At 56.2% G+C, this 12,868-nt stretch carries 10 protein-coding genes; 1 reads left to right on the top strand and 9 read right to left on the bottom strand.

Annotated elements, in window-relative coordinates:
- The first annotated feature begins 7 nt into the window (after positions 1 to 7).
- Positions 8 to 1,978: an acyltransferase family protein gene (locus tag ACNFBR_RS05420; protein ID WP_416733974.1), complete on the top strand. Its 1,971-nt coding sequence runs from the start codon at positions 8 to 10 to the stop codon at positions 1,976 to 1,978.
- A gap of 323 nt (positions 1,979 to 2,301) precedes the next feature.
- Here ACNFBR_RS05420 and rfbA read toward each other — a convergent pair whose 3' ends face one another.
- The 9 genes from rfbA to wbjC form a co-directional block, all read right to left on the bottom strand.
- Positions 2,302 to 3,183 carry a glucose-1-phosphate thymidylyltransferase RfbA gene (gene rfbA, locus ACNFBR_RS05415; RefSeq protein WP_416733973.1) on the bottom strand — a complete coding sequence of 294 codons (882 nt, stop codon included), beginning with the start codon at positions 3,181 to 3,183 and terminating at the stop codon, positions 2,302 to 2,304.
- Positions 3,180 to 4,085 (bottom strand): dTDP-4-dehydrorhamnose reductase, encoded by a 906-nt coding sequence (gene rfbD / locus ACNFBR_RS05410; RefSeq protein ID WP_416733972.1) that lies wholly within the window; start codon positions 4,083 to 4,085, stop codon positions 3,180 to 3,182. Before rfbD ends, rfbA begins: the two co-directional genes overlap by 4 nt.
- Positions 4,082 to 5,152, bottom strand: coding sequence for a dTDP-glucose 4,6-dehydratase (rfbB, locus tag ACNFBR_RS05405; protein ID WP_416733971.1), 1,071 nt, complete (start codon positions 5,150 to 5,152; stop codon positions 4,082 to 4,084). Before rfbB ends, rfbD begins: the two co-directional genes overlap by 4 nt.
- Positions 5,153 to 5,307: 155 nt before the next feature.
- Positions 5,308 to 7,305: a polysaccharide biosynthesis protein gene (locus ACNFBR_RS05400; RefSeq protein WP_416733970.1), complete on the bottom strand. Its 1,998-nt coding sequence runs from the start codon at positions 7,303 to 7,305 to the stop codon at positions 5,308 to 5,310.
- 52 nt (positions 7,306 to 7,357) lie between these two features.
- Positions 7,358 to 8,371 (bottom strand): MraY family glycosyltransferase, encoded by a 1,014-nt coding sequence (locus ACNFBR_RS05395; RefSeq protein WP_416733969.1) that lies wholly within the window; start codon positions 8,369 to 8,371, stop codon positions 7,358 to 7,360.
- Complete coding sequence (locus ACNFBR_RS05390; RefSeq protein ID WP_416733968.1) at positions 8,368 to 9,333, bottom strand: UDP-glucose 4-epimerase family protein; 966 nt, start codon at positions 9,331 to 9,333, stop codon at positions 8,368 to 8,370. Before ACNFBR_RS05390 ends, ACNFBR_RS05395 begins: the two co-directional genes overlap by 4 nt.
- Positions 9,330 to 10,526: a glycosyltransferase family 4 protein gene (locus ACNFBR_RS05385; RefSeq protein WP_416734030.1), complete on the bottom strand. Its 1,197-nt coding sequence runs from the start codon at positions 10,524 to 10,526 to the stop codon at positions 9,330 to 9,332. The genes ACNFBR_RS05390 and ACNFBR_RS05385 overlap by 4 nt, the downstream gene beginning before the upstream one ends.
- A 70-nt stretch (positions 10,527 to 10,596) precedes the next feature.
- Positions 10,597 to 11,727, bottom strand: coding sequence for a non-hydrolyzing UDP-N-acetylglucosamine 2-epimerase (wecB, locus tag ACNFBR_RS05380; RefSeq protein WP_416733967.1), 1,131 nt, complete (start codon positions 11,725 to 11,727; stop codon positions 10,597 to 10,599).
- A gap of 27 nt (positions 11,728 to 11,754) precedes the next feature.
- A complete protein-coding gene (wbjC, locus tag ACNFBR_RS05375) occupies positions 11,755 to 12,867 on the bottom strand; it encodes a UDP-2-acetamido-2,6-beta-L-arabino-hexul-4-ose reductase (RefSeq protein WP_416733966.1) in 1,113 nt (370 codons plus the stop codon).
- Between the last annotated feature and the right edge of the window lies 1 nt (position 12,868).

The raw sequence follows: 12,868 nt of genomic DNA, 5'->3' as shown, positions 1-12,868 counted from the left end.
AATTTTAATGCAAGGCAATCATTCGGCTTACCGCCCAGACATAGATGGGCTAAGGGCATTAGCAGTTCTAGCTGTGACGATCTTTCACTTCAATAAGGAGTGGCTCCCAGGTGGATTCGTCGGCGTAGACATATTTTTCGTTATATCTGGCTACCTGATTACGGGAATCATCTACGGACAAGGGAACAGCTTCTCGTTCGGCGACTTTTATGGACGTCGAGCCCGCCGGATACTGCCTGCTGCAGTCTTCGTGATATTCACCACACTTATGGTAGGTTCTTTTATCCTCCTACCTACCGACGTTAAAAGCCTCTCTGAGTCGGCAATAGGTGCTACTCTTTCGGCAGCCAACATATACTTTTGGCTTTTTCTAGACACCGGTTACTTTGCTGCTTCATCTGATACTGTCCCACTGCTACACATGTGGTCACTTGGCGTTGAAGAACAGTTTTATCTGATCTGGCCTGCATTGATGATTGTCGCAATGAGGATCGGCGGAAAGCGGCTTTTGGCGGCCACAGCCATATTTCTAGCATTCGCGTCTTTCGCTGTTAGCGAATATTTTTTGGCCCGAGATCCATCCTTCGCCTATTATATGCTGCCATCTCGTGCAGGTGAATTACTGATCGGAGCACTGCTTTTTTTATGGCAGGGCACACGCCGTATTTCAGTCCGCACTGCGGCTGTGACCGGTGTAGTTGGCTTATCAATGGTGGCTTGGGCCCTCTTCGCACTCAACGAAAAAGATGGTTTCCCTGGTTTCCGTTCTTTAGTTCCATCCGCTGGCGCAGCACTATTGATCCTTTCGGGCACCAACTCGAATAATATTCTATCGAAAATTTTTGGAAATCCCGTGGCCCGTTACGTGGGCCTTCGATCTTTCTCGCTCTATCTTTGGCATTGGCCTGTACTAGCTTTTTATCGATACGCATATGGTGAGCCTACGTTAGTTGGCGGGATCTACTGCGCGCTCTTAATATGTATTCTTACGCTTATTTCGTACAACCTGATAGAAACGCCCTTTAGAGCTCGCTCCCCGATGTGGATTGTTACAAAAGCAGCTCCCATCTTCGCAACCAGCGCAGCCGTAATAATAGTTGGTTATATATTAACGAATAACGGAGGATATTGGCCAACTACTGCCGGCGTAAAATATAAACGAGAAATCTCCCAACACGACTTCAATACAAAGCCTGCGAGCCGTTTCCCTTACAACTGCCAAATGATGGAGTATGATTCAGCCAAATGGAATGAGGAAAAATGCGTCAATGGTGACAAATCTATTCCACCCGAAATTTTGCTGTGGGGTGATTCGAATGCAGCACATTATGTTGGGTATTTGAAGTCTGTCGGCGAGAGCCGTCATTTTGCAGTTCGTAATATATCAGTATCTTCATGCCCACCGGTTCGAGACACATCAAAACTTATTGCGCCAGCGCGCGCACGGTCCTGTAACGACTTTAACAATCGTGCTTTCTCTGAGTCGAAGAACTACAAAACCGTGATACTCGGAGCCTCATGGGAAGCTTATTCAAAACGAGGAGGGAAAGAGCAGTTCGCTAAGACCATCGCCGAACTAGCAAGCAACGGCAACCAAGTCATAGTTGCTCTAAATGTACCTATTTTCGAAGGTCTAGATCGGATGTGTACGGCGAAAGCAATTCGTATTCCTTATATGAATTGCCCCTCAACAGCCATCATTCAGGACAACGGCGACAGCGAAATCAATAATTACCTCAAAGAAATCGCCAGCCACTATGCAAACGTAACAACTTTCGATATTCGACCTCAAATCTGTAACAACGGCATCTGCTCTGCGTATAACAATGACGCACTGCTCTATTACGATCAAGGTCACATCAGCATGATGGGGTCAGAGCTCATAGGTAGAAATGTCGTAGACGCGGACAAAGTACCACAAGCCATCGCCGCGTTGACTCCGCAAACTAGGCAATTAGACAAAAACACTTCTAATTAGCCCTTATAACAGGAGCCTTCGATATATTGCGAGGGCTCTTCTGCGACTTGCTTCACTCGCATCGACTACTGCAACTATCATAGATACAAAATTCTTCATGCCATCCAAACATGTTGAGTCGCTAGGACAGCAGATTATCAGTCCACACCTTTTTGACAATATTTTTATTACTAAGTTAGTCTGACCATCTTTAACCTTAGTCGGTGACAAAACCATTGCTACATAAGTGATAATCCTACCCTAGAAAGAGGGATGTGTTCCCACAGGCTTTACTCCGCGGGATTTATTAAGCAGCTCCCCTACCCGAACAAACTTCTTGAGCCTCAATAGATCGTATCCCCCACCAACCGCTTCAAATACTGCCCATACCCATTCTTAGCCAACGGCTCAGCCAACCTCAGCAATTCCTCCGCCCCAATCCACCCCTGCCTGTAAGCCACCTCCTCCGGACAAGCCACCTTTAACCCCTGCCGCCGTTCAATCGTGGCGATATACCCACTAGCCTCCAACAACGAGTCATGCGTCCCGGTGTCCAGCCAGGCATACCCGCGCCCCATGATCTCCACCGACAACCGGTGCTGCTCCAGATACGCCCGGTTCACATCGGTAATCTCCAACTCGCCACGCGCAGACGGCCGAATGCCCTTGGCAATCTCGATCACGTCGTTGTCGTAGAAGTACAACCCGGTCACGGCATAGTTGGACTTGGGTTTGGCCGGCTTCTCTTCCAGGCTGATCGCATTCCCCTGCCCGTCGAACTCGACCACCCCATAACGTTCAGGGTCCTGCACGTGGTAGGCGAACACGCTGGCACTGCCCCGGCGGTCCATTGCGCTGCGCAGCAGTTGCTGGAAGTCGTGGCCGTAATAGATGTTGTCGCCCAACACCAATGCGGTGGGGTCGTTGCCGATGAAGTCTTCGCCAATCAGGAACGCCTGGGCCAAGCCGTCCGGGGATGGCTGCACGGCGTAGGTGATATTGATGCCCCAACGGTGGCCGTTGCCCAGCAGTTGCTCGAAGCGCGGAGTGTCTTGGGGGGTGGAGATGATCAGGATGTCGTGAATGCCCGCCAGCATCAATGTGGTCAGCGGGTAGTAAATCATCGGCTTGTCGTACACCGGCAGCAGTTGCTTGGAAATGGCCAGCGTCGCGGGGTGCAAGCGGGTACCCGACCCACCTGCCAGGATGATGCCTTTGCGCTTCATAGTGGTCCTTTCTCGTGGATTTCCGTCAGCATGCGAGCCACACCCAGGCGCCAGTCTGGCAGGGTCAGGGCAAAGGCCTTCTGCAGTTTATGGGTGTCTAGACGCGAGTTGGCCGGCCGCTTGGCCGGGGTCGGGTAGGCCTCAGTGGTCAAAGGCGTGACCTGTTCGGCATGGGTTTTCAGCCGCACGCCATGGGCAGCCGCTTGCGCCAGTACGTAACGGGCGTAACCGCACCAGGTGGTTTCACCACCGGCGGCCAAGTGGTACAGGCCGGCCAGGGCAGGATTGCGGCGGGTGGCGGTGATGGCGTGGGCGGTGATGTCTGCGATCAGTTCGGCGCCCGTCGGGGCGCCGTGCTGGTCGTCGATCACGCCGAGGCTGTCACGTTCCGCCGCCAGGCGCAGCATGGTTTTGGCGAAGTTGTTGCCGCGGGCGGCATATACCCAGCACGTGCGGAAAATCAGGTGCTGGCAACCAGCGGCCAGAATGGCTTGCTCGCCAGCCAGCTTGCTGGCGCCATAGGTATTCAGGGGGCCGACGGCGTCGTCTTCACGCCAAGGCTGGGTCCCCTGCCCTGGGAACACATAGTCGGTGGAGTAATGTACCAGCAGCGCGCCGCAGTTGGCGGCAGCTCGGGCCAGCACATCGACAGCTTCGGCGTTGACCTTGAAGGCCAGCTCCCGGTCGCTTTCGGCCTTGTCCACGGCAGTGTAGGCAGCGGCATTGACAATGACATCGGGTGCGAAGGCGCGTACGGTTTCGGCCAGGCCTGGCAGGTTGGCCAGGTCGCCACAATGCGCCTGGCTACGGGCGTTCAGCGCCAGCACCTGGCCCAGCGGGGCCAGGCTGCGTTGCAGTTCCCAGCCTACCTGGCCGTCCTTGCCCAGTAGCAGTACCTTCATGCAGAACGCCCTGCGTAATTTTTCTCGACCCAGTCGCGGTAGCTGCCGGACTGCACGCTTTGCACCCATTCCTGGTTGTCGAGGTACCAGGCCACGGTTTTGCGGATGCCGGTTTCGAACGTTTCGGCGGGCTTCCAGCCCAGTTCGCGCTCCAGCTTGCGGGCATCGATGGCGTAACGGCGGTCGTGGCCGGGGCGGTCGGTCACGTAGGTGATCTGTTCGGCGTAGGGCTTGCCGTCGGTGCGCGGGCGCAGTTCGTCAAGCAGCGCGCATACGCGGTTGACGATTTCCAGATTGGGCTTTTCGTTCCAGCCGCCGACGTTGTACACCTCCCCTGCTTTGCCGGCTTCCATCACCCGGCGGATGGCGCTGCAATGGTCCTTGACGAACAACCAGTCGCGAATTTGCTGGCCGTCGCCGTACACAGGCAGCGGCTTGCCTGCCAAGGCGTTGACGATCATCAGAGGGATGAGCTTTTCCGGGAAATGGTAGGGGCCGTAATTGTTGGAGCAGTTGGTGGTCAGCACCGGCAGGCCATAGGTGTGGTGATACGAACGCACCAGGTGGTCGCTGGCGGCCTTGCTGGCCGAGTACGGGCTGTTGGGCTGGTACTGGTGGGTTTCGGTGAAGGCAGGCTCGCCAGCCGCTAGCGAACCATAGACTTCGTCTGTGGACACATGCAGGAAGCGGAATGCCTGGCGCGCCGGCTCATTCAGGCCACCCCAGTAGGCACGCACGGCTTCCAGCAAGTGGAAGGTGCCTACGACGTTGGTTTCGATGAAGGCTTGCGGGCCGTGGATCGAGCGGTCTACGTGGGACTCGGCGGCAAAGTTGACGATCGCGCGTGGCTGGTGGGCTTTCAGTAATTCTGCGACGAGGCGGCTATCGCCAATGTCGCCGTGCACAAAGATATGGCGCTTGTCGCCTTGAAGGCTGCGCAGGGTCTGCAAATTGCCCGCGTAGGTGAGTTTGTCCAAGTTGACCACTGGCTCATCACTGCCGGCCAGCCAGTCCAAAACGAAGTTCGCCCCGATAAAGCCTGCACCGCCGGTTACCAGAATGGTCATGTTCGTCTGCTTCCGTTGTCAGAGTCTGCTCTTCCACTTTCCAGATTCTAGCCTGTTGGCGGTTGGTTCGAGAGCTAAGACGATGTCAACGTGACATTCAAGTTGGCGCGGCGCCGACACAGGGGCCGCATTGCGGCCCTGTGCAAGCGGGTGGATCAGGGTTCCAGACGGCGCTGCTGATAGATCCAGTCGACAATCTCGCCTTCCGGCGAATAGCCGCTCACGGTTTCGCGCAACAACTGCCGTACCCGCACAAAATCATCGGCCGCAGCTGCCGCCATCAGTTGCCGCAGGGACTCCTTGAGCGTGTCCCAGGCCAGGAAGTCTTCGTTGGCGCTCATGATCATCGGGTGGCGGGTGGCAATCACGTTGTCGCCGATCAGCAGTTCCTCATACAGCTTTTCACCTGGCCGCAGCCCGGTGAACTGGATGGCGATATCACCCATTGGGTTACGCTCGGAGCGCACACTGAAGCCAGACAGGTGAATCATCTTCTCGGCCAATTCCACAATCTTCACCGGCTCGCCCATGTCCAGCACGAACACATCGCCACCCTTGCCCATGGAGCCGGCCTGAATCACCAACTGCGCGGCCTCGGGAATGGTCATGAAGTAGCGGGTGATCTTCGGGTGGGTGACGGTCAGCGGGCCGCCCGCCTTGATCTGTTTGTGGAACAGCGGAATCACCGAGCCCGACGAGCCCAGCACGTTGCCGAAGCGCACCATGGTGAAGCGGGTCTTGTTTACCTGGGAGACATTGCCGCTGTCGCCAAACAGCACCGGCGCCACTTCGCGGCTAAGGGCTTGCAGGGTCATTTCGGCCAGGCGCTTGGTGCTGCCCATTACGTTGGTCGGGCGCACGGCCTTGTCGGTGGAAATCAGCACGAAGTTGGCAACCCCGGCCTGCAGCGCGGCCTGCGCGGTGTGCAGGGTGCCGATGACGTTGTTCATCAGGCCTTCGGTGATGTTGTGCTCCACCATCGGCACGTGCTTGTAGGCGGCGGCGTGGTAGACGGTGTCGACCCGCCAGGTGCGCATGATGTCGAGCAACTGGGGCTGGTTTCGGACCGAACCGAGGATTGGCAGCAGGCAAACCGACAGGGACTCGCGGGCAATACGCTGCTCAAGTTCGGAGAGGATGCTGTATAGGTTGAACTCGCTATGGTCGAACAGCAGCAATGTTTTGGGGGATTGGCCTAGGATTTGTCGGCACAGCTCGGAGCCGATAGAACCGCCGGCACCCGTGACCAACACTGTTTGCTCGGCAATGCAGCGCTCAAGCAAGTCGCCCTGGGCCGGCACTGGGTCACGCCCGAGCAAGTCGGCGATGTCGACCTCCTGGATGTCATCCACTTTTACCTTGCCGCTGGCCAGATCGATAAAGCTGGGCACACTGCGCACGTGCAGTGGGTAACCTTCCAGAAAGTTGAGAATTTCGCGACGTCGAGTACGCGTTTCGGAGGGCAACGCCAGCAGTATCTCCTCAGCCCCCGTTACATCAATCATTTGCTGAAGCTGATCCGGGCGGTAAACCTGCAAGCCCGCGATGACCCGGTCGGTAATACTAGGGTCGTCATCGATGAAGGCCACCGGACGCATCACTTTGTCCATACGCAGCGCAGCAACCAATTGGTTACCCGCCGCACCAGCGCCATAAACAGCCACCTTGGGCAAGCCGTCCTGTCTCTGGGCAAATGGCACATGCTGCGCCGCAGCCGCAAACCAGTCACCGAGAAAGTACTGGCGCATGGCCAAGCGCAAGCCGCCCACCATGATAAGGCTCAACCACCAGTAGTTGAAGGTAATCGAGCGCGGCACGATGTTCTGGTGGTTTGCCGACCAGTAGATGATAAATCCGAGGATCAGCGCGGAAAGGGTAACGGCCTTGATGATGGCGATGAGCGCGTCATTGCCGAAATAGCGCATCACCGCACGATACAGGCCAAAACGAATGAACAGCGGAATAGCCACAACCGGCGCACACAAGAACAGCCAAGTGTGGTCGATGATCGGGTTCGCTAAATCTTCAATACCGAGGCGGACCACAAACGCGAGCCACAGTGCCCCCCAAATCAGCACGATATCGGTAAGCACCTGCAACAGGCGCTTGTGCCGTCGAGGCAGAGCAAGCAGTTTTGTACGCACTTTTCCCATAACCCCTCTTAGAGCTTTCCACATTTCAACCGACAATCCGTTTACTCTAGTGTCATTTTTCCAAGTCGCCTGCACGGTAATGTATTGCCAGCACGATCAACGGAACATAAGCCAATATCACACCCAGTGCGCCATCAAGGCCAAGTTGAGCAACGCAGTATGCTACCGGTAGCAGCCAGCCCACATTGAGTGCAGCCACGGCAACCGTAACCGGCAGGTGCTTGCCATAAAGGCGCGAGGCGAATTGGTACGCGTGGCTTCGGTGGGCCTCGTAAACCTTGTCGCCGCGCAGCAAGCGCCTTACCAGGGTATAAGTGGCATCAACGATAAAGACGCCCAGTAGGATCAGCCAGCACCAGAACATGGCTGGCGACACCCACGCTGCCTGTAGCGAAAGCCCAGCCAACACGAAACCAATAAACCCACTTCCAGCATCGCCCATGAAAATCTTCGCGGGGGGGAAGTTCCAGTACAGGAAGCCTGCAACCGCAGCTGCCAGCAACAACGGCAACACAGCGGTACCGCCGAAGCCTCCAAGCCAGTAAAGCCACGCTGCACCCAGGCACGCGGTAATCGCTTCGATGCTGGCAATGCCGTCAATGCCATCCATGAAGTTATAGAGGTTGAGCAACCACACCACGTATACCGCAGCCAGCAGCCCTCCCAACCAGCCCATGTCCAGTGTCCAGCCGAACATGACTAGTGGCGGCAACCCACCCAACCAGCCAAGCATCCAGGCTGCAGCAACAAAGTGGCCGAGCAGACGCCAACGAGCAGCAATATGCCCGTGGTCATCCATGAAACCAATGACCGCAATCAATGCACCTGCCCCGCCAAGCGCCAACAACGTATTGATTGGCTCAGTACCTGACACCAATAGGCCGACCATAGCCAGCAGGAACGTCAGCACAATGGCGACGCCACCGCCCCTTGGCGTAGGAACCGTATGCGAGCTACGTGCATTGGGCACATCCATCACACTGCGCGCCAGCGCATAGCGCCGCAAACCTGCTGTCATTACAAGTGACAGAATCAAGATGGCCGGAAGAAACCACAAAAGCATCATGTCTTATCGTATTCCTGGTAGTGCCTTGCGGCAGCTTGAAGCGCAGTATTCACCTTTACCGGAGGGTGCCAGCCGAGCAGATCGCGCGTTTTGTTGATATCCACCTGCAACGACCCGCACAGGCGTTGAGACAAACTGCCTTTGCCCAACACTTTCGCACCTGTACTCAGCAATCCTGCCGGTACCGGCAGTAAACGCGCTGGCCTGCCCAACGCCTGCCCCATACGGCGCAATAGCTCGGTAGTGGATAGGTCCTCGCCATCACTGACCAGGAATACCTGATTGGCCGCAGCTTCATGACTCATGCAAGTGACCACCAGATCAACCAGGTTGTCCAGGGCTACCAGGCTTCGTCGATTGTGAATGGCTCCAAATGGCAGTGGTATGCCGCGATCAAGCCAGCGCATCATATTGAGGAAGTTGGCCTTTACGCCTGGCCCATATACCAGCACTGGGCGCACGATCACCACCTCAAGGCCAGATTCTCGGGCCAACGCCTGCAATGCTGTTTCAGCCTCCAGCTTTGAAATGCCATACGGATCTTGCGGCTGAGGGGTGTCGTTGGCGGTGTAAGGCTTGCCAGGCTGAGTGCCTTCTCCATTCACCTTGATCGAACTGATGAACACGAACCGTTTAACCCCGGCAGCGATGGCCTGGCGAGCAAGCGCCAGTGTCCCTTCTACGTTGACTCGCCGAAAGGCTGCCAATGGGTCGGTCTCCGTGTCGTTCATTACATGCACACGTGCCGCACTATGGATCACCACGTCACACTCGGTAAGCGCTCCGCCCCAGTCGTTTTCCTGCTCGAACGAATGAAACTGCACGCTTCGCACCAATGGCGAGGACGCAAGATTCCCCTGCCTTACAGCAGCAATCACGGTCGTCCCATCGGACACGAGTCTGCGCAAAATTGCACTCCCGACGAAGCCGCTGGCTCCGGTGAGAAAAACCTTGTGGCTCATCGTCCTGACCTTCTCATGGTGGCATTGCTCATAAGGCGTTCCAGTCGCGCCAGCAGCGAAGGCCGGGCAAACTCCCGTTCGTAGTACTGCCGCCCTGCTTCACCCATCTGCTGGCGTTGCGCGGCAGGCAGCTCAGCCAACTGCCGAGTAATACTGGCCAACTCGCCGCCATTACCCGACTCGCAGGCGAACCCTGCCCCGGACGCCTCGATCACGCGCGCGGCCTCACCGTTGATCATACCGAGGATCGGGCGGCCGGATGCCAGATATGCCTGAACCTTGCCTGGGATAGTCTTCTCAAAGACGTCATTGGTACGCAGTGACACCAGCAAGGCATCAGCCTGCGCAAACAGCGGCGGCATTTCTTCCAGTGGATGGCGCCCAAGCAGCAATACGTTGTCCAGCGCTCGGCTACGTACCTGCTCCTCGAGCCAGCCGCTCATACGGCCATCTCCGACAATTACCCAGCGCACCGAAACCTTGCCACGCAAAGCCTGAGCAGCATCGAGGATTGCCGGAAAATCCTGCGCCTCCCCCAGGTTACCGGCAAACACCACGGTGAACGTCGCGGCATCGGGCTTAACCAGCTTCGAAGGCTCCAACGTGGTCACCGAAAAGTCATCCTCGGCCCAGCTTGGGAAATACACCAGGCGTTCTGCTTCGATAGGCTTAGTGCAATAACGACGCACGTTTTCGAAGAAACCGTGAGACTGCAGCAGCAAGTAATCGGTGCGGTTGTAGATCCAAGACACCGCCAAACCCACCAAACCCAGTAGCTTGGGGCTATGGATGACATTCACAGCGCGCAGTGTCTCCGGCCACAAATCAAGCACCCAGATGAACAACGGTGCGCGCTTAAGTCGACGAAGCAGCACAGCAGGGATCGCGGCAAGAATCGGCGATACTGCATAAACGAATATCGCATCAAATTGCTTGCCTCTGAGCTTCAGCGGCCCCAGTAAAGAAGCCGTCAGTACGAAGGAGAGGTAGTTGAATACCAACTGGATACTGCGCTTGCCGCGGGGTACCAGAGGCACCCTCACGACTTCAGCCCCTTCGTAGTTACCGAACTGCTCGGGGTTATCCTTGTAGCGTTGGTAAACCTTACCTTCGGGATAATTTGGCCAAGCTGTCAACACCGTGACTTCGTGTCCCTTTTCCGTGAAGTCACGGACCATGTCATTGATCCGCATGTTCTCCGGCCAGAAATATTGACTGACCACCAAAACTTTCAGCTTCTTCCCGGATATTTCTTCCACAGATTCAGTACCGTTTCCAAACCGTACGGTTTACGTAGTCGGTGTAGCTATGCACGATGCGAACTACCTTGTCAGAAACATTCGGCATGCTGTAGTCGGCTACCAGGCGCAGGCTGCGCTGCTCGCCGCGCAGTTGGCTTTCGAGAATGCTCAACCCCTGCAGGACGCGCTCAGCATCTAGGCCAACCATCATCGCAGCCGCTTCTTCCATACCTTCCGGCCGCTCGTGGGCCTCGCGGATATTCAATGCCGGGAAGTTGAGGATCGATGCCTCCTCGTTGATGGTACCGCTGTCAGACAGGACCGCCTTGGAGGTGAGCTGTAGCTTGTTGTAGTCCTTGAAACCCAGGGGCTTCAGCAAGCGTACGTTCGTGTGGAACGTTACCCCCATGGCGTCGACGCGCTTCTGGGTACGAGGGTGGGTAGAAACAATGACTGGCAGGTCGAATTGTTCGGCAACTGTGTTCAGCGTGTCGACCAACTTCAGGAAATTTTTGTCCGAGTCGATGTTTTCTTCTCGATGCGCGCTGACCACAAAGAACTTGCCCGCTTCAAGCCCAAGCCGCTCAAGCACATCGGACGCCTCGATACCATCGCGATAATGGTTGAGCACTTCGAACATGGGGCTGCCGGTCTTGATCACGCGGTCGGCTGGCAGACCTTCGCGCAACAGGTAGTCACGAGCAATTGTACTGTAGGTAAGGTTGATATCGGCTGTATGGTCAACGATACGGCGGTTGATTTCTTCGGGCACACGCATGTCGAAGCAGCGGTTGCCGGCCTCCATGTGGAAGGTAGGTATCTTGCGGCGCTTGGCCGAGATCACAGCCATGCAGCTGTTGGTGTCGCCCAATACCAGTAAGGCCTCTGGATTCACTTCGGCCAATACACGGTCCACTGCAATGATCACATTACCGATGGTTTCGGCGCCCGAAGCGCCCGCAGCGTTGAGGAAGTGATCGGGCTTGCGGATACCCAGGTCCTGGAAAAAAATTTCGTTCAGTTCGTAGTCGTAGTTCTGCCCGGTGTGCACCAGGACGTGCTCACAGTGTTCATCAAGTGCACTCAAGACCCTGGACAAGCGAATGATTTCTGGACGTGTTCCAACAACAGTGACGATTTTCAGCTTTTTCATACAAACCTCATTCCTGGGCCAGGCGTTTTATGGGCAGACCGGCAGCGCATAAGTGTCCGGGTGTTCACGGTCGAAAATTTCATTGGCCCAGAGCATTACGATCATCTCGTCATCACCGATATTGGTGATGTCATGGGTCCAGCCTGGCACCGTCTCGACGATCGTTGGCGAGTCGCCGCTGGTCTGCAGCTCATAAAACTCGCCTGTCACGACCTGACGGAAGCGGAAGTTGGCCTTGCCTTTGATGACCAGGAACTTCTCGGTTTTCGAGTGATGGTAATGACCACCACGGGTAATACCAGGGTGCGCCGTAAAGTAGGAAAACTGACCGGCTTCGGGAGTTTTCAGCATTTCCACGAAAACGCCGCGTGGGTCGCCGTACTTAGGCACCTCATAGGTGAATGCAGCGGGTGGCAGGTAGCTCAGATACGTGGAGTACAAGGCCCTGACCAGGCCCACGCCAACGTTCTCGGTAACCAACGAAGCGCGGCTGTCACGGAAGCGGCGTATCTGTTTGGCCAGCTCACCTACGGTGGTGCTGTAAACCGGCTCGACTTCTACCAGGCCACTGCTTGGTGCCTTCCCATCCATGATGGCGAGGAACTGGCTGACCACATCGTCCACATAGACCAGGTTCAATGCCGCAGATTCGTCATGAATCTGGATGGGTAGGTCGTGGGCAATGTTATTGCAGAAGGTCGCAACGGCCGAGTTGTAATTTGGCCGCGCCCATTTTCCGAATACGTTGGGCAGGCGGAAGATGTAGACCGGGTTGGCATTCTGCTGGTTCAACGCCAACAAAGCCCGCTCAGCCGCAAGCTTGCTCAGCCCATACGGGTTGTCCCGTTGCGCCTGGATGGAAGATGAGTACACAACCGGTATCTTGCGGCCGGAAGCCTTGATTGCATCACACAGCTGCTGGGTAAGTTCGCTGTTGCCGCTGTCGAACTCCGCAGGGTCCTGGGGGCGATTCACGCCCGCCAGGTGGAAGATGCAATCCGCTTCGGCGGCTTTGAGCTTCAATGCACCAAGGTCATCGCCGCGCACAAACAGAGCCACCTCGATGTCCTTGCGCTCTTTCAGATGAACCAGCAGGTTGCGCGCTATGAAGCCATTGCCGCCGGTAACCAAAACCTTCATC

The organism is Pseudomonas sp. NY11955 (assembly GCF_048068035.1).
Classification (GTDB): domain Bacteria; phylum Pseudomonadota; class Gammaproteobacteria; order Pseudomonadales; family Pseudomonadaceae; genus Aquipseudomonas.
The sequence above is the reverse complement of the archived record's forward strand: the minus strand, read 5'-3'. Positions and strand labels throughout refer to the sequence as shown.